This window comes from Streptomyces sp. GL_148, assembly GCF_057834205.1.
The window spans coordinates 3,926,704-3,948,497 of the sequence record NZ_CM174396.1; the positions used below are offsets into that span (position 1 = coordinate 3,926,704).

General features: G+C 72.3%; 24 protein-coding genes. 14 read left to right on the top strand and 10 right to left on the bottom strand.

Features of this window, described 5'->3' with window-relative positions; genetic code table 11:
- The first annotated feature begins 163 nt into the window (after positions 1 to 163).
- Entirely contained in the window at positions 164 to 352 is a 189-nt protein-coding gene (locus AC3IYI_RS17955; RefSeq protein WP_489411138.1) for a hypothetical protein, read from the top strand.
- A gap of 259 nt (positions 353 to 611) precedes the next feature.
- Positions 612 to 1,340: a class I SAM-dependent methyltransferase gene (locus AC3IYI_RS17960; RefSeq protein WP_489411139.1), complete on the top strand. Its 729-nt coding sequence runs from the start codon at positions 612 to 614 to the stop codon at positions 1,338 to 1,340.
- Positions 1,341 to 1,375: 35 nt separating this feature from the next.
- Here the strand turns inward: AC3IYI_RS17960 and sigJ are convergent, their stop codons facing one another.
- Positions 1,376 to 2,236: an RNA polymerase sigma factor SigJ gene (gene sigJ, locus AC3IYI_RS17965; RefSeq protein ID WP_489411571.1), complete on the bottom strand. Its 861-nt coding sequence runs from the start codon at positions 2,234 to 2,236 to the stop codon at positions 1,376 to 1,378.
- 280 nt (positions 2,237 to 2,516) lie between these two features.
- Here sigJ and AC3IYI_RS17970 point away from each other — a divergent pair, with 280 nt between their 5' ends.
- From AC3IYI_RS17970 to AC3IYI_RS17985, 4 genes are all read left to right on the top strand, one after another.
- A complete protein-coding gene (locus tag AC3IYI_RS17970) occupies positions 2,517 to 2,993 on the top strand; it encodes a carboxymuconolactone decarboxylase family protein (RefSeq protein ID WP_489411140.1) in 477 nt (158 codons plus the stop codon).
- An 84-nt stretch (positions 2,994 to 3,077) separates the two neighbouring features.
- Positions 3,078 to 3,464 carry a DoxX family protein gene (locus AC3IYI_RS17975; RefSeq protein ID WP_489411141.1) on the top strand — a complete coding sequence of 129 codons (387 nt, stop codon included), beginning with the start codon at positions 3,078 to 3,080 and terminating at the stop codon, positions 3,462 to 3,464.
- 70 nt (positions 3,465 to 3,534) lie between these two features.
- Positions 3,535 to 4,635, top strand: coding sequence for a hypothetical protein (locus tag AC3IYI_RS17980; RefSeq protein ID WP_489411142.1), 1,101 nt, complete (start codon positions 3,535 to 3,537; stop codon positions 4,633 to 4,635).
- 76 nt (positions 4,636 to 4,711) lie between these two features.
- A complete protein-coding gene (locus tag AC3IYI_RS17985; protein ID WP_489411143.1) occupies positions 4,712 to 5,278 on the top strand; it encodes a DUF4291 domain-containing protein in 567 nt (188 codons plus the stop codon).
- A gap of 5 nt (positions 5,279 to 5,283) precedes the next feature.
- On the opposite strand, the gene AC3IYI_RS17990 is transcribed toward AC3IYI_RS17985, so the two are convergent.
- Positions 5,284 to 5,808 carry a CGNR zinc finger domain-containing protein gene (locus AC3IYI_RS17990; RefSeq protein WP_489411144.1) on the bottom strand — a complete coding sequence of 175 codons (525 nt, stop codon included), beginning with the start codon at positions 5,806 to 5,808 and terminating at the stop codon, positions 5,284 to 5,286.
- Positions 5,809 to 5,833: 25 nt separating this feature from the next.
- Here AC3IYI_RS17990 and AC3IYI_RS17995 point away from each other — a divergent pair, with 25 nt between their 5' ends.
- On the top strand, positions 5,834 to 6,502 hold the full coding sequence (locus AC3IYI_RS17995; protein ID WP_489411145.1) for a LysE family translocator: 669 nt from the start codon (positions 5,834 to 5,836) through the stop codon (positions 6,500 to 6,502).
- A gap of 309 nt (positions 6,503 to 6,811) precedes the next feature.
- Positions 6,812 to 7,780, top strand: coding sequence for a helix-turn-helix domain-containing protein (locus AC3IYI_RS18000; protein WP_489411146.1), 969 nt, complete (start codon positions 6,812 to 6,814; stop codon positions 7,778 to 7,780).
- 106 nt (positions 7,781 to 7,886) lie between these two features.
- On the opposite strand, the gene AC3IYI_RS18005 is transcribed toward AC3IYI_RS18000, so the two are convergent.
- From AC3IYI_RS18005 to AC3IYI_RS18020, 4 genes are all read right to left on the bottom strand, one after another.
- Positions 7,887 to 8,384 carry an allene oxide cyclase barrel-like domain-containing protein gene (locus AC3IYI_RS18005; RefSeq protein ID WP_489411147.1) on the bottom strand — a complete coding sequence of 166 codons (498 nt, stop codon included), beginning with the start codon at positions 8,382 to 8,384 and terminating at the stop codon, positions 7,887 to 7,889.
- 234 nt (positions 8,385 to 8,618) lie between these two features.
- Entirely contained in the window at positions 8,619 to 9,167 is a 549-nt protein-coding gene (locus AC3IYI_RS18010; RefSeq protein ID WP_489411148.1) for a hypothetical protein, read from the bottom strand.
- 61 nt (positions 9,168 to 9,228) lie between these two features.
- On the bottom strand, positions 9,229 to 10,293 hold the full coding sequence (locus AC3IYI_RS18015) for an AraC-like ligand-binding domain-containing protein (RefSeq protein ID WP_489411149.1): 1,065 nt from the start codon (positions 10,291 to 10,293) through the stop codon (positions 9,229 to 9,231).
- On the bottom strand, positions 10,290 to 10,634 hold the full coding sequence (locus AC3IYI_RS18020; protein WP_489411150.1) for a hypothetical protein: 345 nt from the start codon (positions 10,632 to 10,634) through the stop codon (positions 10,290 to 10,292). Before AC3IYI_RS18020 ends, AC3IYI_RS18015 begins: the two co-directional genes overlap by 4 nt.
- A gap of 271 nt (positions 10,635 to 10,905) precedes the next feature.
- Between AC3IYI_RS18020 and AC3IYI_RS18025 the strand changes: the two genes are divergently transcribed.
- Positions 10,906 to 11,904 (top strand): helix-turn-helix transcriptional regulator, encoded by a 999-nt coding sequence (locus tag AC3IYI_RS18025; RefSeq protein WP_489411151.1) that lies wholly within the window; start codon positions 10,906 to 10,908, stop codon positions 11,902 to 11,904.
- Positions 11,905 to 11,954: 50 nt separating this feature from the next.
- Here the strand turns inward: AC3IYI_RS18025 and AC3IYI_RS18030 are convergent, their stop codons facing one another.
- Positions 11,955 to 13,526, bottom strand: a complete 1,572-nt coding sequence (locus AC3IYI_RS18030; RefSeq protein ID WP_489411572.1) for a FadD3 family acyl-CoA ligase — start codon at positions 13,524 to 13,526, stop codon at positions 11,955 to 11,957.
- A gap of 733 nt (positions 13,527 to 14,259) precedes the next feature.
- Here AC3IYI_RS18030 and AC3IYI_RS18035 point away from each other — a divergent pair.
- The 3 genes from AC3IYI_RS18035 to AC3IYI_RS18045 are packed head-to-tail and all read left to right on the top strand — an operon-like array spanning position 14,260 to position 16,736.
- Positions 14,260 to 15,411, top strand: a complete 1,152-nt coding sequence (locus tag AC3IYI_RS18035) for a lipid-transfer protein (protein WP_243339290.1) — start codon at positions 14,260 to 14,262, stop codon at positions 15,409 to 15,411.
- A gap of 24 nt (positions 15,412 to 15,435) precedes the next feature.
- Complete coding sequence (locus AC3IYI_RS18040; RefSeq protein WP_489411152.1) at positions 15,436 to 15,939, top strand: Zn-ribbon domain-containing OB-fold protein; 504 nt, start codon at positions 15,436 to 15,438, stop codon at positions 15,937 to 15,939.
- Positions 15,936 to 16,736 (top strand): enoyl-CoA hydratase/isomerase family protein, encoded by an 801-nt coding sequence (locus tag AC3IYI_RS18045; protein ID WP_489411153.1) that lies wholly within the window; start codon positions 15,936 to 15,938, stop codon positions 16,734 to 16,736. The genes AC3IYI_RS18040 and AC3IYI_RS18045 overlap by 4 nt, the downstream gene beginning before the upstream one ends.
- 46 nt (positions 16,737 to 16,782) lie before the next feature.
- On the opposite strand, the gene AC3IYI_RS18050 is transcribed toward AC3IYI_RS18045, so the two are convergent.
- Positions 16,783 to 17,397, bottom strand: a complete 615-nt coding sequence (locus AC3IYI_RS18050) for a hypothetical protein (protein ID WP_489411154.1) — start codon at positions 17,395 to 17,397, stop codon at positions 16,783 to 16,785.
- 109 nt (positions 17,398 to 17,506) lie between these two features.
- Between AC3IYI_RS18050 and AC3IYI_RS18055 the strand changes: the two genes are divergently transcribed.
- Both AC3IYI_RS18055 and AC3IYI_RS18060 read left to right on the top strand, forming a co-directional pair.
- Entirely contained in the window at positions 17,507 to 17,848 is a 342-nt protein-coding gene (locus AC3IYI_RS18055; protein WP_489411155.1) for a putative quinol monooxygenase, read from the top strand.
- Positions 17,849 to 17,976: 128 nt separating this feature from the next.
- Positions 17,977 to 18,519: a hypothetical protein gene (locus tag AC3IYI_RS18060; RefSeq protein ID WP_489411156.1), complete on the top strand. Its 543-nt coding sequence runs from the start codon at positions 17,977 to 17,979 to the stop codon at positions 18,517 to 18,519.
- A 108-nt stretch (positions 18,520 to 18,627) separates the two neighbouring features.
- Here the strand turns inward: AC3IYI_RS18060 and AC3IYI_RS18065 are convergent, their stop codons facing one another.
- Together AC3IYI_RS18065 and afsK are read right to left on the bottom strand one after the other, a co-directional pair.
- Positions 18,628 to 19,122, bottom strand: coding sequence for a peptidylprolyl isomerase (locus tag AC3IYI_RS18065; RefSeq protein ID WP_489411157.1), 495 nt, complete (start codon positions 19,120 to 19,122; stop codon positions 18,628 to 18,630).
- A gap of 101 nt (positions 19,123 to 19,223) precedes the next feature.
- Entirely contained in the window at positions 19,224 to 21,689 is a 2,466-nt protein-coding gene (gene afsK, locus AC3IYI_RS18070; RefSeq protein WP_489411158.1) for a protein serine/threonine kinase AfsK, read from the bottom strand.
- Positions 21,690 to 21,794 lie beyond the last annotated feature (105 nt).

Below are 21,794 nucleotides of genomic sequence, written 5' to 3' on the forward strand. Positions count from 1 at the left end.
GCGCCGCTGAACGAGGCGTTCATCGTTCGTTTATCCCCACCCGCCAGGATGGGGTTCATCGACTCGAAGTGTCGGGGGGCACCCGGGTCGGCCGGAGGACGACCCGTTCGGCGGTCCGCGGGGGAATCGCCGAACGGGACCTACCCACCCATCAGGAGATCCGATGACGACGAACGAGAACGCCCTGCCGACCGACGGTGACACCAGACCGCTCGACAACCAGCTTTCGGATGTCGACGTCAAACCGATGGACAACCATGCGGCAGGCGTCGAGATCAAGCCGCTCGACAACCACGCCGCGGACGAGGACATCGTGACGATGGACAACCACGCGGCCGGTGGCGGCCTGTAGGTGGGGGCGTAGGCCTCACAGACGCGTACGGCCCGGGCACACGGGGGAAACGGGGGCCCGGGCCGTACCGCAGTACGTACCACGGGGGCCGGGGGTCTGGGGGGACCAACGGGGTGCACGCACATGCGGCGGCCGCGGTGGCCAGGAGGGGGACCACCGCGGCCGCCGCATGTGCGTGTGCCGCGGGATGCCCGTTTTGCCCGGGGTCGAAGGGCCCGAAATGCCGTCCGCCCGCCCCCTCGCTCACTAGGCTGATCGTGTGTTCACCTCCCAGGGCCCGACCCTCCGCGAACTGGCCGTACAGGCGCTGTCCTCCATCGAGCGGGGCTACGACCTGCTGGCCCCGAAGTTCGACCACACGCCCTTCCGCACCCCCGACCGGATGCTCGACGCGGTCGAGGAGACGCTCGCCCGCCACGAGGGCCCCTTCGACACCGGACTCGACGTGTGCTGCGGCACGGGCGCCGGCCTCGGCATGCTGCAGCGGCTGTGCCGGGGGCGGGTGACCGGAGTGGACCTGAGCTCGGGCATGCTCGCCGAGGCCGGGCTCGCCCACCCCGAGGAGCGGGTGGACCTCCTGCGGGCCGACGCGCGGGCCCTGCCCGCCGCGCTCGGGGACTCGTACGACCTGGCGGTCAGCTTCGGCGCCTTCGGCCACTTCCTCCCGGCCGAGCGCCCCGCCGTCTTCTCCGGGGTCTACGAGGCCCTGCGACCCGGCGGCGTGTTCGCCTTCCCGATCGGCGCCCCGATCCCGCCGAGCCGCCCGGCGTGGTGGGCCCTGTCCGGCTTCGACGCGGCGATGCGGGTGCGCAATGCCGTCTGGCGCCCGCCGTTCGTCATGTACTACCGCACCTTCCCGCTGGGCGGCGTACGCACCGACCTGCGCGCGGCCGGCTTCACGGTGGAGACCCTCCCCCTGGACCACTTCGGCCGCCGGCCGGACGGGACGCCGAGCTGGCGGCTGGTACTGGCGCGCCGGGCGGGCTGAGCCGCTACTCCTACTCCTACTCCTCCCCCCTCCCCCTACCCCTTCTCCGGCAGGCGGCCGATGTCGGAGACCGGGCCGAGGTGGCCGAGCTTGTCGGGGTTGGACACGGTGTGGACCGCCCGGACCACACCGTCGGCGATGTCGAGCTCGACCACACTGGCCACCCGCCCCTCGGCGTCGACGATCAGGGCGCCCGGCCGGCCGTTGACCAGGGCCGGGCGCAGGGAGGCGCCGAGCGAGCGGAGCCGGCGGAGTCCGCCGATGAGCAGCCGTCCGACGCGGTGCGGATCGGTCACCGACTTCGCGACCGCCCTCGCCTTGCCGCCACCGTCCCCGTGGTAGACGACGTCGGGCGCGAGCATGTCGAGCAGGGCGTCCAACTCGCCGCCCCCCCCCGCGGCCTCGAAGAACGTACGGGCGAGCTCCTCACCCTCCGCCCGCCGGGCCGGAGCCGGGGCCGGCGGAGCGCCGGCGGCGATGCGCTTCCTGGCGCGGGCGAAGATCTGGCGACAGTTCGCCTCGGACTTGCCGGTGCTCCGGGCCACCTGCGGGTACTCGTACCCGAACACCTCGCGGAGCATGAACACCGCGCGCTCCACCGGGGACAGGGTCTCCAGCAGGACGAGGAACGCCATCGACAGGGAGTCGGCCAGCTCGGCGTGCTCCGCCGGCCCCGGCCGTTCGCCGTCCACGACGACGGGCTCGGGCAGCCATTCCCCCACGTACGTCTCCCGTCGCACGCGCGCCGAGCTCAGGTGGTTGATCCCGAGCCGCGTCACCGACGTGGTCAGGTACGCCTTGGGGGCGGCTATCTCGGTCCCGGCCTGATGGGCCTTGGTGAGCCCGAGGAACGCGTCCTGGACGATGTCCTCCGCGTCACCCACCGACCCGGTCATCCCGTAGGCGATGGAGAACAGCAGCGGCCGGTACCCGGCCGCGTCCGCCACACCCGACAAGTCCGCTGCTCCCTGCACGAGAACCCTCCCCCGATTCACTGCGCGCCGCTCCGCAGGCTATCCAACGACTCCCGATCCATTGATCATGAACAGGCCTAGTGACCCAGGTCACAATCCCCATCTGTCACAGGGCGCGGGGCTGCCGTGTCTTAGAGGGAGCACAACGAAGAACACGAAGGCCACACGCACCGAACGACCGCCCACAGCAAAGGAATCCGCCATGACAGCTCGCCTGAACCTCTTCGCCGACCCGGTCGCCGTCAAGGCGTGGAAGCACATCATCGCCGCGAGCAAGGCGCTCGGGGAGTCGACCCTGCCGGCCGCGACCCGCGAACTGGTGATGCTCCGCGCCAGCCAGATCAACGGCTGCGCCGGATGCATCGACATGCACACCAAGGACGCGGCGGCGGCCGGCGAGACCGCGGTACGCCTCAACCTGGTCGCAGCCTGGCGCGAGGCCACGGTGTACACCGACGCCGAGCGCGCGGCCCTGCTCCTGACCGAGGAGGCCACCCGCATCGCCGACGCGGCCGGCGGGGTCAGCGACGAGGTCTGGGCGAACGCCGCCAAGTACTTCGACGACGAGCAGCTCGCCGCCCTGGTGACCCAGATCGCCCTCATCAACGCCTTCAACCGCGGCAACGTCATGGTCCAGACCCCGGCCGGCGACTACCAGCCCGGCCAGCTCCAGCACTGACCCCGTGCGCCACAAGGCTCCGGCCGACAGGCCGGAGCCGGCGCCCGACCGGCCCCTCCCCTCCCCACAAGGACTGAGGACTCCATGAACATCGCGCTGTGGATCGTCACCGGACTGCTCGCGGTCGCCTACCTGCTCGGCGGCGCCTTCAAGGCTTTCACTCCGAAGGAGAAGATCGCCGCCAGCGGCGCCGGCGCGAAGTGGGTCGAGGGCTTCAGCGCCGGAGGAGTAAAGGCCATCGGAGCCGTGGAGATGCTGGCCGCGACGGGCCTGATCCTCCCGGCAGTCCTGGACATCGCCCCGATCCTGGTCCCCCTGGCCGCGATCGGCCTGGTCCTCCTCATGCTGGGGGCGACCCTCGTCCGCTACCGCCGCCACGAGCCCAGGTACATGGCAGTCGACCTGGCCTACGTCCTCCTGGCCGCCTTCGTGGCCTGGGGCCGCCTCGGCCCGGAATCCTTCACGGGCTGACGAGAAACACGGTGGCCGGGCCGGCGCGGAGCTGCGACGATGCCTCCTCTGCTGCTCTCGCGGAGGACATTTGTTCGTGTTCGTGTGTGCCGGCTGTGGCGCCGGGCTGACCGTCCCGCTGTCCCAAGTCGCGCTGCCGGCCCACGCCCATCAGAAGTACGGGAACGGGATCCAGCTGCCGGTTCTCATGGAGTCGGGAACGTTCGCCGTGGAACCGGAACCCTGGGGGCCGCCGTGGCGGAGGTGGCAGGAGGTCGATCCGGGCGAGGCGGCGGCACGCGGCATCCACGCTCCGGTCCACGCCGTGTCCGACGGCGCACCCGGCAGCATCGTCATCGCACCCGGGGACGCGCGCGGCACCGTGCTCGTCCCGGAGGAAGGCGGCGGCTACTGCTGCGGCCTCGGCCGGGGTGACGGCCCCAACATGGCCTGCGAGGCGTGCGGTCTGCCCGTGGCGAGCCGGATCGACGACTGCTCACTCTGGCAGGCGGTCTGGCTAGCGCCGGATGCCGTGCACCGCCTCCCCGTCGACGACGGCAACGCCGCCGCAGTGCTCTCCTGGGCGGAACTGCTGGAGGAGGGGAAAGGCACGCCCCCGTTCGAACCGGTCACCGGATGGAGCTCACCGCGCGGGCTGGACCACTGGTGGTCATGGAGCCCGCAGTGGGAGGCGGCGGCCGGCCGAGCCCTGGCACATCTGCTGGCAGCTTCGGACGGCAGACCGGTGACCGTCCCGCACGGCCTGATCGCGGAAGTGTTCCAACGCGCCCTGGACGCCCTGCTGCCCGCGGGTCAGCCGGCCGGCCGCGCCGTCCTGGCCGGAGCGGGACTGCCCGCCCCCGACACGGGCGCCGACATCATCCTCGTGCCGACGCACCCGCAGACGGGAGAGCTCTGGAGCCCGGCCGCCCCGGACGCATCGGCCCACCCGGTGCCGCTGCCGTTCGGGGTATGGAGGTGGATGGCCTTCCCCGAGCCGGACCTACGCCGCCCCGCGTCGGGGGTCATGCCCGACGGCGTACTCCGTGACAACCCGCCCGCGCCTCACCCCCCTTACCTGTTCCGGGCCGACTCGGGAACCTTCCAGCACACGCTGGCCCGCTTGCCGGCCGTCCGCAGCCCGTGGCTTCGCGAGATCCTCGAGAACCACATGCACGCCGGCCTCTTCTAGGCCTGTTCCGCCGATGGCAGCGGAAAAGGCAAAATCGGCTCGCCGCGCCGGCGGACCGGATGGCAGGGTGCGGCGCATGACGCCCCAGTATCAGATTCGTGCCGACTACGACGCTCGCACGATCGTGGTCTATCAGGCGTACTCGCCTGCCATCGCTGACGCGGCACTGCAGGCGGGCCGCTTCGTGGCGCCGTTCTCGTTCCACCGAATGACGTGGATCAAGCCGTCGTTCATGTGGCTGATGCACCGCAGCAACTGGGCCCGCAAGCCGGGCCAGGAACGTGTTCTCGCGGTGCGGATCACTCGGGAGGGCTGGGAGGAGGTCCTGTCCCAGGCCGTGCTGACGACCGCCGACCCGGCGGCGGTGGCCCAGGCAGCCGTACATGTCCAGTGGGACCCGGAGCGCTCACCGCGCGGCGCGGCACTGAACCACTACAGCATCCAGGTCGGCATCGGCCGCCACCTGATCCGCACGTTCACCGACGACTGGATCGTCAGCCTCACCGACCTCACCCCCCAGGTCCGCAAAGCCTCGACACTGATACAGACCGGGCACGCCACCAAGGCTCATCGGCTGTTTCCCACGGAGCGCATCTACCCCATGCCGCAGACACTGCAAGACGTCGTTTCCCCAGGCCGATGACGTCGTCACCGCTCGCGCTGACGAGCGCGGTGCCGACGGACGGCGTCCCGGCTGCCGCAGCGTGGTGAGCAGTACCGCTGGGTGCCGTTCCGCGAGGTGTCGACGACGACGTTCGTGCAGGGGTCAGCCGAGCACCGGCCGAGGCGATGCATGCCGCGCGTCGTCAGGTGCAGGGCGGTGCCGACGCTGAACACGGCGTGCAGGACTCGCGCCAGGTCGTCGTCGACGTCGCGATAGTGCAGGTGCCAGCCCTCGCCGTTGTGGTCGGTCAGGCGTGGATACGCAGTCGCGGTGGCCATCTGCTCGTTGAGGATCGCCGCCCGCTCGTTCGAGTCACGGGCGTCGACGACCCGGATCCAGTCGTCGAGCACGGCCCGGCAGCGGGCGTGGTCGTCCGGCCGCTCGGGGAAGGGCATCGTCATGCCGAACTCGCGGGTCCGCTCGACGATCCCGGCCCGGGTGTCGGGCCAGTCGTCGGCCAGGGAACGGGCGAGGAGCACGGCATACTCTCCGTAAGGGTTGAGATGCATAAGGGCATTACATCAGGGTGGGGGCATGTCCCTCACCTCGTTGTCCTCACCCGTGTCCGGTGCGTCCGCCATCGGGATGGCGCTCACCGCGCTGGTCATGGTGCTGACCCCTGGGCCCAACATGATCTACCTCGTGTCGCGCAGCATCAGCCAGGGGCGTGCTGCGGGGCTCATCTCCCTGGCCGGCACCGGCGTCGGCTTCGTCGTCTACATGCTGATGGGCAACCTCGGCCTCGCGGTCGTGTTCGTCGCCGTGCCCTGGTTGTTCATAGGCTTCAAAGCCGCCGGCGTCCTCTATCTGGCCCACCTCGCCTGGCAGGCCCTACGCCCCGGCGGGCGAGGCATGTTCGAGGTCCGTGACATTCCCCGTGACAGCCCGGTCCGGCTCTTCCGCATGGGGCTGGTGACGAACCTGCTCAACCCCAAGGCCGCGATCATGTACCTGACCTTGATCCCGCAGTTCATCGACCCCCATCGCGGGCATCCGGCCGTGCAGGGCCTGACGCTCGGGTCGGTCCAGATCGCGGTGAGCCTGACCGTCAACGCCCTGATCGTCATCGCCGCCGGCGCCATCGCCGCCTTCCTCGGGCAACGCCCGAGCTGGGCCACCCTGCAACGCCGCATCACCGGCTCCCTCCTGGGCGCCGTGGCACTCCTACTCGCCCGCGAGGTGCCTGCTCGAGCCCAAGCCTGACGCCCTCCTGCACGGCTCGAACTTGGGTGCTGGAGACGGGAGCCACCGGGACGCGTGCGGACGCGTCCCGGTGGGGCGCGAGCCTTCTTTTGGCTTGAGTACCTGGAGAAAGAACCTCTTCCAAACCCCTCCAGCCTCCCGCCGGGCAGGCTCTCACTCACACGGGTGAATCAGCCAACTGGGGTGGATTTCGCGGTGGTTGTCTGGCATATGCTCGCCCCGACAACTCAGACTCAGACATGAGACGGCCCCCGCCGGGACTGCAATCCCGATCGAGGGCCTGACCAACGAGGAAGTAGACCCTTCCCCATGGCTTCGGTGCACTTTACCGCGCCCTCGCGCGCGACATACGGGGTTCGGCACGCCAACGTCCGGCTCACCGGGCGGTTCACCGTCGTGAGCAACGACCTCATCCAGCATCCCGAGATGTCGGCGGTCGCACGCATCCTGGGGATCTACATCCAGTCGCTTCCGGCCGGGACGCCCATCGGCATCAAGGAGCTGGTCAAGCAGCTTCCGCTCGGGGAGAAGTCGATCGGCAACGGGCTTCGGGAGCTGGTGGCGTTCGGGTACCTGGACCGGTCCCTGGAGACCCTGCCGGGTGGGCGGATCGTCACCCGTACGGTGTCCTTCAACCATCCCCGGGCTGCCGCTGTCGTCGCGGCACGTCGCGGCCACGGACCCGTCACCCCTGTTGGGGGCTGCCCCTCGGTGCCGCCGCTGCCGGAGACCGGGCCTGCCCCGGAGCCCGCCGTGTCGGCAGAGTCGGCGGAGCCGGAAGGGGCGGCAGCCGTAGGAGCGACCGTGGAGCCGGAGCCTCCGGCGGAGCCCGCGCCCCGGCCGGAGGCGGAGAGTCCGGCCGGGGCGGGTGCCGCGCCCGGGAGTGGGGTGCCCGTGCCCCTGAAGCCGGGCGACCCCGGGCGGCGGCGGGTCGCCTGTGAGGTGCTGGCGGAGTTGCGGCGGGCCGATCCGCGGCTGCTGCTCGGGGAGCGCGACGTCCGGTACCTCGCGGGTGGGGTCGAGGCCTGGCTTGAGCGCGGGGCGGGGGTGCAGGCGCTGGTCACCGCGTTGTCCGCCCGGCTGCCGGAGGGGCTCCGCAATCCGGCCGGGCTGATCGCCCACCGGCTCGCGGCCCAGTTGCCACCGCCGCTGGTGCCGCTGCCCCGCGCGCCCGCCTTCGTACCGCCGGATCCCTTTGTGAACTGTACGGACTGCGGGCTGGCCTTCCGCAGCCCGACGCCCGGGACCTGCAAGGGCTGCAGCCCTTGCAGGTCCTAAGTAGCCGTTGTCCTTCCGGACTTGATCGGTGGGATTCCGCTGGTCAGGCGTGAACTCCGTGGCATCGAGCGGCCGGATTCCGGGGTCAGGGGGACGTCGGGGTCCGTCAGACGAGGCGGATCGTGAAGCGCCTCACGACCCTGGGGGTCGTGCGAATCGTGTCGGCGTGGACCGAGCCGCGAGCCTTCTCGTACTTCCCGGTGCCGCCGGTGATCGCGCTGTCGAAGGGACCCTGGTCGAGGTAGTTGAAGTAAATCCCCTGCGTGGTGAGCTGGCCGCCCGGGAGGGTGTAGGTCACGACGCACTGCTCCGCTTCATCGGCGCCGCCCCGGGTGGTGGTGCAGGCGCCGTGGCTCTCGCCGACCTTGTTGTGCGCCTCGTCGAAGAGGTCCGAGCGGACGACGACCTGATCGCCCTGCGAGACGATGCCGTCGGTGACGGGGAAGCGGGTCAGCTGCTGCACCTCGGCCGTAACTGTGATGATCCGGGCCTTGTCCCTGGCCTGAGCGGAACCGGTGTCCGTCGCGGCCGCCGCGACGGGGGTCCAGGCGAGGAGGGTGACCAGCGTGGCCGTGCCGAGGCAGGCCGCTGTGATGGGGCGCATGGGGCGCATCGGGTGGCTCCTGAGGTTGGGGCTCATGGATGGTCGGATGAACCATCCATAACCCCGGCTCCGGCGCCGCCCGGCGCGTCCCGGCGCGACCCACCGGCAGATCCGACCGATCGGACCAGCCGGGGGACCAGCCCGGGACGGGAGACTGCCCGCTCGGGCCGCGCCGAAGAGGGGCGCCGCCCGGTGGCACGGCGGCGCCCCTCTCGGCTACGCGGCGGACTCGGGTCAGTGCAGCCAGATGGAGCTGACCTTGTCGTTCCACCAGCCGCTGCCCATGGCCGGGTCGCTCACCCACGCGCCGACGTAGGCATGGGCACCGCCGCCGGTGTTGTGCTCGGCGAAGGTGGTGGCGCAGCTGCCGGTCCGGTAGGAGGAGGTCTGGTCGTTGAAGCCCCAGTCGCCGAGGTTCTGCCAGTAGCCGCTGTCGTAGAAGGACAGGACCCTGCCCCCGTTGGGGTTGTAGTTGCCGTGCTCGTACAGGCGCAGCGGGGTGGAGCAGTAGCCCTGGGCACCGAAGGTGCTCGCGGTGCCGGCCTGGCGTGCGGCCTGGGCGTCGCTCTCCGCCGTGGTGCGGAAGCAGGCGATGCCGTCACGCTTCACGTTGCACGCCTGGGCGGCGCCCCAGCCCTTGGACAGGTCGATCTTCTTGCCCTCGAAGCTCGCGATGACCGAAGCGCCCTTCGCCTGCGCGGTCGATGCCATGGCGGTGACACTGCCGACTGCCAGCGCGAGTGCGCCCATCGTGATTCCTGCCTTGGCAAGGAATTTCTGCATCCTGCTGCTCCCCTGAACGGGCCTGGTCGAGGCCTGGTGAAGGGCTGTGTGCGCCCGCTCATCAGCCTGCGGGGAGGCGTTCGGGAAGTCGTTGGCATCCCGTGCCGACCGGTTGGCGATCCGTGCCAGGCCGTGGGGCGCGCAGGTCCGCCGGAGCGCGGCCCGCGAGGTGCCGGTAGTCGCTGGGGGGCAGCCCGTACGCCGCCCGGAACGCGCGGGTGAAGTCGGCGGGACGGGTGAAACCCCAGCCGGCGGCGATGGCGTGGATGCTGCGGGACCTCATCAGCGGATCGGCCAGATCCGCGCGGCAGCGCTCCAGGCGCTCGCGGCGGATCCGGGCCGCCACGGTCGTGCCCTGCTGCTGGAACAACCGGTGCAGGGTGCGCAGGGAGATCTGGTGGGCCGCCGCGATCGTTGCCGGGCAGAGGCCGGGATCGCCCAGGCGCCGCCGGATGAACTCGTTGATCCGTATGCGCATCACGTTGTGCTGCGTCTCGGGAGACAGCCCTTCCCGGGCTCGGGCGGCTTCGGCGAGCATCGCGCTGAGCAGGTCCAGGGTGGTGTGGGCCAGGCGCGGTGCGTCGCAGGCCTCGTACTCGGGCGCGTGGTCCATCAGACCCGTCAGGTAGCGGCGCAGCAGTCCCCCGATGCCCGTCCGTCCCGGGATGCGCGTATGGATGAGACGGTCCAGGGTGTTCGAGTGCAACGGCAGTGCGGTGCGCGGCACTTGCACGATCAGCGAGGACACGTCGGGCCGGTTCATGGCATCGGTCCAGCCCTGCCACGGCTTCGAGGAGTCGTAGAACAGGAGGTCGCCCTCGCCGACCTCCACCTCCCGTCCCGACTGGGTCATCCCGATCCTGCCGCGCACCGTGAGCCAGAGGTGCAGCACTTCGGGATCGTGCTGGCGGACCAGCAGCGGGGACCTCGACACCTTCATCGACGGGTAGTACTGCGCGAAGGTCTGTACGTCGCCCAGCTCCAGGGCCGCGGAGCCGGCCGCGAAGTCCTCGCGGTGGTCGCAGGCCACCGTGGTACGGAACAGCGACGACGAGACCATCGCGTCCCAGAAGTCGTACCGATCGGTGCCCGACAAGTGCTCGGTCGAAAACTTCGTCCACATCATGGCCTGGTGTTCCCTTCCGTACCGGGCGGGTCGGTCGGGCCGAAGCCGCCGGTCAGGTCGAGGGGGATTGCCCGGGCCGTCCAGCCGGACAGCATCGGGGAGATGGCGAGGGCGCGCAGAACGCTTTGCAGGGCAGCGGCGCCGGCCGCTCGCTCGGAGTCGGCGAGGGAGTAGAGGACCAGATCGGCCCGTCCGTCCCCGGCCAGGACGGTCAGGTGCTCGGGTCTGTCCGCCGGTTCGGCGCAGGCCCACAGCACATCGGTCAGTACGTGCTGGTCGAGACGCTGGTGCGGGGCCTGCGGACTCGCCGTCAGTTCCACCGCCGCCATCGCTAGGTACACGGGGGCGTCAGTCCCAGATCAGGCCGAAGAAGGCGAAGAACATGGCGGGCCACTCCCTTTCTCTTCGATGTCTCGTCGATGTCTCGTCGTTTCGCAGCAGAAGCATCGTCGGCGGGCGGAACCTCACGGAAGACGTACCGGATGAGAGCAAGTTGTCCTGAACGCTTGTTGTCACGAGCGCGGCGGCGGCCACGTGCCGATTTCGACAAGACAGGGGCGCACCCGCTTGTCACGCTCGGCCCACGCTGCCCTCTCCGCACGGAGGATCATCTTGTTCGCCACGCTCGGGCTCGATCCGTCCACCGAAGCCGTCTACCAGCTGATGGCCACCCGCCCGGAAGGCTGGGGAGTCGACCAGATCGCCGCGCACCTCGGAAGCACGGAGACGGATGTGCGCGAGGCCCTGGACCGGCTCGCCGAGGCATCGCTGCTGCGCAGGTCGCGGGCGGTACCCGGGACCTGGCGGGCGGTCAGCCCGGAGCTCGGGATGCAGCTCATGCTGCGGCGCCACCAGGAGGATCTGGACCGGCGTCAGCGGGAGATCGCCGAGACCCACGAGGCGGTGTCGCGGTTGATCTCCGACCTGCGCCGCGGCCCGAGTCCGGCCACCGGCGGGGGCGGGGGCGGCGGGGAACGGCTGGTCGGCATCGACGCCGTCCAGGCGCACCTCGAACTCATCGCGGACCAGGCCGTGTCGGAGATCTGCACCTTCATGCCGGGCGGCGCCCAGTCCGCTCCCGCCATCGAGGCGGCCCGGGAGAACGACTCCCGATTACTCGGGCGCGGCGTCGGTGTCCGCACGGTCTGCCTCGACAGTGTCCGCGGAAACCCGCCGACCCTCGACTACGCCCGCTGGCTGAGCGACAACGGCGGCGGCGTACGGACCGTACCCTCACTTCCGCTGCGCATGATCCTCGTCGACCGGGCCCACGCCCTGGTGCCCCTGGACCCGGCCGACACCCGGGCGGGGGCCGTCGTACTGCGCCTGCCGGGCGCGGTCGCCGCGCTGACCGCGCTCTTCGAGCAGGTCTGGGAGGCGTCGCTGCCCCTGGGCTGCGACCGGCCGCGCGACGAGGGCACCGGCCTGACCCCGCCCGAGGGGGAATTGCTGCGGCTTCTGAGCCGGGGCATGACCGACCAGGCGGCCGCCCACCAGCTGGGGGTCTCGCTGAGCACGGTCCGCCGGTCCATGGCGGCCCTGATGGAACGGCTCGGCGCGCGAAGCCGCTTCGAAGCGGGCCTGCGCGCGGCGCAGCGCGGCTGGCTCTGACCGGAGCGGACCCGGCTCCGTCCGCAGCCGGGGGTCCGGGTCCGTCGTCTTCAGCGGGTGCGGAGTTCGCGTTTGAGGACCTTTCCGCTCGCGTTGCGCGGGAGTTCGGAGACGAACTCCACTTCCCTCGGGACCTTGTAGTTGGCCATTTCCCGGCGGGACCAGGCGATCAGGTCGTCGGCCGTGAGGACCGCGCCGGGGCGGCGGACCACGTAGGCCTTGCCGACCTCACCCAGGCGCGGATCCGGGATGCCGACGACGGCGATGTCGGCGATGTCGGGGTGCAGGCCGAGGAGTTGCTCGATCTCGGCGGGGTAGGCGTTGAAGCCGCCGACGATGAACATGTCCTTGATCCGGTCGGTGATGCGCAGGTTCCCGGCGGCGTCGAGGACGCCGACGTCCCCGGTGCGGAGCCAGCCCTGGGGCGTGATGGCCTCGGCGGTTTCGGCCGGGTCCTCGAAGTAGCCGCGCATCACGTTGTGGCCGCGTACCCACACCTCCCCGGGCCGGCCCGTGGGCTGGGGCCCTCCGTCCGCGTCCACGATCCTGACCTCCGTCCCGGGGATGGCCCGGCCCGAGGTCGAAGCGATGATCTCCGCCGGGTCGCCGCGACGGCACATCGTCACGATGCCGCTCGCCTCGGAGAGCCCGTACGCGGTGAGGACGGTGCCGATGCGCAGCTCGCCGCGGAGCCGTTCGACGAGCTGGAGAGGGACCACGGCGGCGCCCGTGACGACCAGGCGCAGGGCCGAGAGGTCGTGGTGGTCGCGCTGGGGGTGGTCGAGGAGGGACTGGTGCAGGGTGGGCGGGCCGGGGAGTACGGAGATCCGCTCGGCGGCGATGTTGGCGAGGACGGTGTCCACGTTGAAGACGGGTTGGGGGACCATCGTGGCCCCGCGCATCAGGCAGGCGATGATCCCGGCCTTGTAGCCGAAGGTGTGGAAGAAGGGGTTCACGATCAGGTAGCGGTCGCCCTCGCGCAGTCCGGCGAGCTCGCTCCAGACCTCGTAGCAGCGCAGGGACTGGGCGTGGGAGATGACGGCGCCCTTGGGGCTGCCGGTGGTGCCCGAGGTGAAGATGATGTCCGAGGGGGCGGTGGCGGGGATCGCGTCCGTGCGGGCGCGGACGGCCTCGGCGGATACGCCATCGCCGCCGGTCAGGAACTCCTTCCAGGTGCGGAAGCAGCTGGGGGCGTCCTCGGACAGGACGACGACCTGCTCCAGGTGCGGCAGGCCGGGCAGCGGCCCGGAGCCCTCGCCCTCGGCGGTGGCACGGCGCAGGGAGGCGACGTAGGAGGTACCGAGGAAGGTGCCGGTGACGAAGAGGAGCCGGGCGCGGCTGCGCTGGAGGACGTAGGCGGCTTCGGAGCCCTTGAAACGGGTGTTGAGGGGGACGAGGACGGCTCCGGCGGAGACGGCGCCGAGCGCGGAGACGATCCATTCGAGGGTGTTGGGCGCCCAGACGGCGACCCGGTCCCCCGGTTCCACACCGGCGGCCATGCAGGCGGCGGCGGCCCGCTCGACGCGCTCGCCGAGCTGCGCGTAGTCGATCCGGACCCGCCCGTCGACGACGGCCTCACGGCCGGCAAAGCGCACGGCGGCATCGCGGACGAGCCCGCCGATGCTGGCCCACGCGAGCGCCGGCCCGGGGTCGGCGGGGGCGGCCGAGGCCGCCGGCCCGGGGTGGGCGGGCTCGGCGAAGCCCGCCGCGGCCGACGCGGCCGGACCCGCCGGCGCCGCTGCGGCCGCGGAGGCGGGGCCACCGGCGCCCTGAGCGGGTCCGGTACCGGCCCCGGATGCCGAGCCGGACGCCGGGGCGGAGCCCAAGGTGGACCCCGACCCCAAGCCGGAGACGGGCTCCGAGCCCGGGGCGGAGGCGGACACCGGGGCAGAGCCCGACCCCAGGCCGGAGCGTGACCCCAGAGCGGAGCCCGAGGTGGAACCCAAGCCCGGGGCCGAACCCAAGCCCAGGGTGGCGCCCAAGCCCAGGGCGGCGCCCGAGCCCGGGGCGGCGTCGGCACCGCCCCTGGGGGCAGGCGCGGCCCCCGGCTCCCCCCCGGCGGCAACGCCGGGCACGACCCCGACCCCGGGCCCGGGCCCGGACCCGGTGCCCGAATCGGCGGCGGTGCCCGCAGACCCGGCCCCGGAATCGGCGCCCGCAGCAGCGGCACCGGCCCGCGGGCTCCCGCCCCGCCCCGCTCCCGGCGCCGGAGGCGCCCCCGCCCCCGTCGTGCCGGCGAGCCCGTGTGCGTCCTCGGCCATCGTCCGCCCCTCCTTGCAACACCAGTAGCTGACTATCCGTCAGATTAGCTGTAGCCTTCGCGGCTGTCAGTACTGGTGCACCCCGGAGGTGGCGATGGCGGCAACGCTCAAGGACGCTACGGCGATAGTCGGCATCGGGCAGACCGCCTTTGCCAAACAACTGCCGCAGTCCGAAAAGGAGTTGGCCTGCCGGGCCATTCTCGCGGCGCTCGACGACGCGGGCATAGACCCGTCCGAGGTCGACGCCTTCTCCTCCTACACGATGGAGGAGACCGACGAGGTCGAGGTCGCCAAAGCCATCGGCGCCGGCGACGTCACCTTCTTCTCCAAGATCGGCTACGGCGGCGGCGGCTCCTGCGCCACCGTCGGCCACCTGGCCGCCGCCGTCGCCACCGGCCAGGCGAGCGTCGGCGTGGCCTGGCGCTCGCGCAAGCGCGGCTCGGGGCCGCGGCCGTGGAAGAACACGGCCGTCCAGCTCCCCACCCCCGGCCAGTGGACGCGCCCCTTCGGCCTGCTGCGCCCCGCCGACGAGATCGGCATGCTGGCCCGCCGCTACATGCACGAGTACGGCGCCACCCGCGACCACCTCTTCAACGTCGCGATGGCCTGCCGCAACCGGGCCAACGAGAACCCGGCCGCGATGATGTACGAGCGCCCGCTGACCCGCGAGATGTACATGACCGCCCGGATGATCAGCGACCCGCTCTGCCTCTTCGACAACTGCCTGGAGACCGACGGCGCACTGGCCTGCGTCATCGTGAGCGCCGAGCGCGCCCGCGACTGCCGGCAGAAGCCCGTCTACGTCCACTCCGTCGCCCAGGGCCTGCCCTCCCAGCACCACGGCATGGTCAACTACTGGAACGACGACCCGCTGTCCGGCCCCGCCTGGACCGCCGCCCGACACCTGTGGAAGCAGGCCGACTTCGGGCCCCAGGACGTGGACGTCGCCCAGATCTACGACGCCTTCACCCCCCTGATCCCGCTCTCCCTGGAGGGCTACGGCTTCTGCGGGCGCGGCGAAGGCGCCTCCTTCACCGAGGGCGGCGCCCTGGAGATCGGCGGCCGGCTCCCCATCAACACCGGCGGCGGCGGCCTCAGCGAGGCCTACGTGCACGGCTTCAACCTGATCAACGAGGGCGTCAAGCAGCTCCGCGGCATCTCCACCGCCCAGGTGCCCGACGCCGCGACCTGCCTGGTGACCGCGGGCGAGGGTGTCCCGACGTCCGCCATCCTGCTGCGCGCCTGAGGACCCGAGGAGCTGAACAAGACGATGACCACCACCACGCCCGCGACGCCACCGACACCCGCGACTCCCGCGACGCCCGCGACTCCCGCGGACGAGCTCCTCCTCCCCGTCCCCGACGAGGACGGCGCCCCCTTCTGGGAGTACGCGGCCCAGGGCGAACTCCGCGTCCAGGCCTGCGCGGCGCCCACCTGCGGGAAACTGCGCTTCCCGCCCCGCCCCTGCTGCCCGCACTGCCGGTCCTTCGACTCCGAATGGCGCCTGATGAGCGGCCGGGGCCGGATCTGGTCGTACGTACGGCCGCACCCGCCGCTGCTGCCCGCGTACGCCGCGCAGGCCCCGTACAACGTGATCCTCGTGGAGCTGGCCGACGCCCCGCAGATCCGCCTCGTCGGCAACCTCGTCACCTCCGCCGACGCCCCGCTGGACTCCATGGACCCGGCGCGGCTGCGCATCGGCGCACGGGTCCAGGTGGTGTTCACCGAGACGGGCGGGACGCCGGTGCCGCGCTGGGTACTGGAGAAGTCGTGACGGCCGACGGGACCCCTGGCCTGCGCGTGGAGCGGGACAAGACCACCGGGGTCGCGGTCGTCACCCTGGACCGAGAGCGCAAGCACAACGCGATCGACCTGGCGACGGCCGCCGAACTGGGGCGGGTGTGGCGGGAGTTGCGCTACGAGGACGAGGTGCGGGCGATCGTGCTGACGGGCGCCGGGCAGGCGGCCTTCTGCACGGGCATCGACCGGGGCGTGGAGGTGCCGCAGCCCTCCTCGCCGTACTCGGTGGACGACCCGCTCGTCGCCATCGGGCCGAAGGCCAACGACCTGTGGAAGCCGGTGGTCGCCGCCGTCAACGGCATGGCCTGCGGCGGGGCGTTCTACCTGCTGGGCGAGTCGGAGTTCATCATCTCCTCCGCCTCCGCGACCTACTTCGACCCGCACACCAGCTACGGGATGGTCAGCGCCTACGAGGCGATCTACATGGCGCAGCGCATGCCCTTCGGCGAGGCCGCCCGGATGTCCCTGATGGGCACGGCGGAACGGCTCTCCGCGCGGCGGGCGTACGAGATCGGCCTGGTCTCGGAGCTGGCGGAGCCCGAGGCGCTGCTCCCGGCGGCCCTGCGGGCGGCCGAGACGCTGGCCGGCTTCCCGACGGAGGCCGTGCAGGGCACCGTACGGTCCCTGTGGGCGGCGAAGCAGGCCACCCTCCAGCAGGCGCTGGCGCAGGCTCCGGGCCTGGTGGCACTGGGGAACCTGCCGCCCGAGCGGCAGGCGGAGCTGTTCGCCGGCCGGCGCGGCGGGACGGGACCGGAGCCCCGGATCCGCTGAGGGGGGAGGGCGGGCGGGGGACGCTTTCGCGGACCCCCGCCGCCGCTCAGCGGGTCTTCTTGGTGGACCTGGGCTTCGGCGTGCTCGTGGTCTTGCCGCCGGTGGTGGACCCCGTGGTCCCGGAGGTGGAGGTCGACGTCGGGGTGGGCGACGCGGTCGAGAGGGTCTGGACGCGGCCCACGATGCAACTGAGGACCTCGCCCGCCTTGGCCGCGCTCGTCATCGGCATGTCGACCGTCCGGCTCTCGCCCGCCTTGAGCGTGAGGTCCACGGAGGCGGTGTCGACCCGGCCGCCGCGCGTGCCTTCGAAGACCAGCGGGACGCGGAAGGTGTGCGCGGCCGTCGCGTCGGAGGTGACCTTGACGGTGGCCTTCGCCGCGGACGGGCCGGCGCAGGTGACGACCACGGCGTGCGCGAGCGGCCGGGACTCGGTGGGCGTGGCCGTGGCCGAGGAGCCACTGCCGCTCCCGCTCCCGTTCCCGCCCGTGCTGCCGTAGCTCTTCGTCTTCGACTTCGACTTGCTCTTGGAGCTGGAGCACCCGCCCCCGCTGCTCTTGCTCTTGCTCTTGCCGCTCTTGCCCGTCGACGAGAACCCCGTCAGCGCGAGCACCACGCCCACCAGTACCGCCGTGACCCTGACGCGCCGCCCCGTGACCACCATGACCTGAACCTCTCCCCGTTGAACAACCCGCGGCACGCTATCAGGAGGCGCAAGGCGCACCGGTACGGTGGCCGCCAAGAGCCACGATCGCTCCCCGGGGGGACACACCATGACCAGCGAGACCACGGCCACCACCACCGCCTCCGACACCGCCGGCGTCATCACGGCCATCGCCCGCCTCCAGGCCCGGCCCGGTCTGGAGGCGGAGGTGCGCGCACAGGCCCTGTCGCTGGTCGCGCCGACCCGGGCCGAAGCGGGCAACGTCTCCTACCGCGCGTACGAGGACCCGACCGCTCCGGGGACCTGGGTCGTCCTGGAGGAGTGGGCGGACGCCGCGTCCTGGGAAGCCCACCTGGCCTCCCCTCACCTGACGGGGGCCCTGTCCCGCACGGCGGCCCTGCTGGCCGGCGCACCGGTGGTGCGGGTGTTCCCCCCGGCGCTCCCCTCGTAGGGTTCCGCGCGGCGTAGGACTCCCCGTGTCGTAGACCTCCGCGCGGCGTAGACCTCCGCGTGCGGGGCTCCGGGGGCGGGCGTAGCGTCGGGATCGAGATCCAGACCCACTCCCCCGGAGGGCCGGGCATGATCCGCAACGTACTCGGCTCGATCCTGGGTCTGATCGGAGCGACGGCCGCCGTCTGGAGCCCCTTCCGCGCCTGGTACGACGGCCGTCACGGACGCGACTACCGCATCCAGGAACTCTTCACCGCCGCCGGGATCACCGACACCAAGGCCGCCCTGCTGGGCTCCCTCCTACTGCCGTTCCTCTTCGCCGCCCTGCTGGCGCTGGTCGCGATCGTGCTGCGCTCCCGGCTGCTCATGGCCTTCTCCGGCGTCGTCGTCCTCGGCTTCGCCGTGCTCTGGATGGTCCGCCAGGGCCAGGCCGCGGGCAGCCTCTCCGTCGGCGGCGACGGCACGGGACTCGGCGACGGCCTCGCCAACGCCTTCGGCGCGGGCGCCCTGCTCATCCTCGCGGCGGCCGTGATGAGCGGCCGCCCCCGCCGCCGCGACCGGCCCGCTCCGGAGCCGGAGCCTGAGCCGGACCCGACACCGGCTCCCGTCGAGGACCCGGCCCACCCCCCGGCCCCGTCGCCCTGGCCGACCCCGCCGCAGGACCACACGTAGAGCCCCGGCCGTCCGCCGCCCATCCGGCGGCCCCGGCCCCCTGACATGACGGCGGCCCCGTCCCCCTGAGGGGGCGGGGCCGGCCAGCCGTTGCGGGCGAGGTGGGGATCAGGCCTCGACGACGCCGGACGCCGCGATCTCGATCTTGCTCTTCGTGGAGCCCGAGGCGGTGCCGAGCTTCTCGATCTTGTCGACGATCTCCTTGCCCTCGACGACCTCGCCGAAGACGACGTGCTTGCCGTCGAGCCAGGAGGTGACGACGGTGGTGATGAAGAACTGCGAGCCGTTGGTGTTCTTGCCGGCGTTCGCCATCGACAGCAGGTACGGGCGGTCGTGCTTCAGGGTGAAGTTCTCGTCGGCGAACTTCTCGCCGTAGATGCTCTTGCCGCCCGTGCCGTTGTGGTTGGTGAAGTCACCGCCCTGCAGCATGAACTGCGGGATGACGCGGTGGAAGCCGGAGCCGGCGTAGCCGAAGCCGTTCTGGCCGGTGCACAGCTCGCGGAAGTTCTGGGCGGTCTTCGGGACGACCTCGTCGAAGAGGTTGAAGACGATGCGACCGGCGTCGGCGCCGTCGATCTTGATGTCGAAGAATACGTTGCTCATGGGGTCCATCCTGTCACTCCTCGTGCGGTGCGCGACCCCGAGGGGGCCGCGACCGGGCCCCCGGATGGCTCAGCCGCAGCTCAGGCGGCGGCCGAGCCGCGTCAGCCGGACGTACGGGTTCCCGTGCCCTTGGCGGCGTCCAGCGCGTAGACGCAGCGGTCCTTGCTGCACGCGTAGACCACGCCCGCCTCGGCCACCGGGGCTCCGCTGATCTCCCCGCCGGTGGCCAGTTTCCAGCGGAGCTGGCCACCCGCCGCGTCGAGGGTGTAGAGGCAGTGGTCGGCCGATCCGAAGTGGACCCGGCCGTCCGCGACCGCCGGGGAACCGGTGATCTCGCCGCCCGCCGCGAACCGCCACTTCGGGGTGCCGGTGACCGCGTCGAGCGTGTACACGGCGCTGCCCGCGGCCAGGTGGACGTTGCCCGCGGCGACGAGGACCGGGTCGGCGGCCTGCCGGGGCTCCGTGGCGATGCGCCAGCGGTCCTTGCCGTTGGCCGCGTCCAGGGCGTAGACGGTGCCCAGGTAGTCCGCGAGGTAGACCCCGCCGCCCGTGACGGCCGCGCCGGGGGCGTAGGCCGGGGGCGCGAGGAACACGGCGGGCGCCTCGAAGTGCCAGCGCACCCGGCCCGAAGCCCGGTCGACGGAGATCACCCGGGTGCCCGCGGCGACGTAGACGTTGCCGTCGGGGGCGGGAGTGACCCGTACGGGCACGTTCCCGCAGGAAGCGGCGTCGCCGACCGGGTACGACCAGGACTCGCGGCCGGAGCGGGCGTCCAGGGCGCGCAGCCGGGCGTCCTGCCACACGTAGACCGTGCCGTCGTGCAGCACGGGGGCCGCCTCGGCGGTCTCGAAGTCGCTCTGCGCGCCGGTCAGTTCCCACAGCTTCTGCCCGCTGGACGACTCCCAGGCCTGTACGCCGCCTCCGCGCGTGGCGGTGACGACGGTGCCCCGGTCGGCGCGCACGGCGTACACCCAGGCATCGGCGGACAGCCGCCACCGCTCGGAGCCGTCGGTGGCGTCCAGGGCGTAGAGGGAGGGGCCGTCGGAGGCGTGGATGCGCCCGTCGGAGACGGCCATGGACCAGGCGACGTCGCGGGTCTTGAACTGGCGGCGGCCGCTGGCCACGTCCAGGGCGTGCACCTCGAAGGAGGTGACGTAGAGCAGGTCGCCGGCGACGGTCGGGGTGCCCCAGACCTCGTTCGACATCCGGAACCGCCAGGGCCGCCAGCGGCCGCTGTCGGGGGCCGGGCCTGGGCTCGGTACGACGACCGAGGGCGCGGAGCCCGCCACCGGGATGCCGGCGGGCGGCCGGATCCAGCCGGTCGCCGAGTCCGCGGCGGAGGCGGCGTGGGCAGCCGGCGCCGAGGCGGAGGCCTGCGGGCCCGGGCCGATCGGCACCGGGGAACCGCCGAGCCGCACAGGCTCGCCCGAGGGCGCCATCGGAGGGTGCTCGGGCCGCTGCGGGACCGCCTGGCCGGTCCGCGGGTCGGTCCAGGGGTCGGCTCCGCCGCGCGGGCGGCGGTGCGTGGCAGGACCGGACGCGGGACCGGACGCGGGACCGGAGGCGCGCCCGGACGCGGGACCGGCACTCTCGATCGGTGCGGAGACGCCGGCCCGGGGAAGCGCGGGCCTGGGCACGGCGGCCGCCGCGGCATGTGCGGCGGCCGCGGCGTTGCGGTGGCCGGCCCGCCGGGCCTCGATCATCGCGACGGCCCGCTCGGGCAGCCACGCCGAGGCGGTACCGCTCTCGTCGCCGCCCTCGAAGAGGTGCGGGGCGAGCTGCGCCTGCAGGTCGGCCGGGGTCGGCCGCTGCGTGGCGTCCATCTGCATGCAGGAGTCGATCAGCGGGCGGAGCTCGTCGGGGAGCCCCTCCAGGTTGGGGCCCTCGCGCAGCAGCATGAAGACCGTCTCCACCGGGTTCGCCCCGTGGTACGGCGGGTGCCCGGTGGCGGCGAAGACCAGCGTGGAGCCGAGCGAGAACACGTCGCTGGCGCCCTTGACGCTGCGCGAGTCCTTGGCCTGCTCCGGCGACATGTACGCGGGGGTGCCGACGGCGACGTTCGTCATGGTCAGGCGGGTGTTGGAGACCCCGCTGGCGATGCCGAAGTCGATCACGCGCGGGCCGTCCTCGACGACGAGCACGTTGGAGGGCTTCAGGTCGCGGTGGACCAGGCCCGCCCCGTGGATGGACTGCAGCGCCTCGGCGATGCCGGCGGCGAGCCACCGTACGGCCTGGGCGGGCATGGGCCCGCACTCGTGGACGATCTCCTCCAGGGAGGGCGCCGGTACGTACGCGGTGGCCAGCCACGGCACGGCCGCGCGCGGGTCGGCGTCCACGACGGCCGCGGTGTAGAAGCCGGACACGGCCCGCGCCGCCTCCACTTCACGGGTGAAGCGGACGCGGAAGAGCTGGTCCTCGGCGAGCTCGGTGCGCACCGTCTTGATCGCCACCCGGCGTCCGGACGCCGACCGGGCGAGATAGACCAGCCCCATGCCGCCGGCGCCGAGCCGTCCCAGCACCTCGAAGGGGCCGATCCGTCTCGGGTCGTGCTGCGTCAGCTGCTCCACCACTCGCCTCCACACCCATCCCCGTACGGGGTCCCTCACGGGCCCCGCTCTTTCAGCCGTCCGCCGGTGGCATCGCCGTCATCGCCGTCACGTCACCGGATGCGC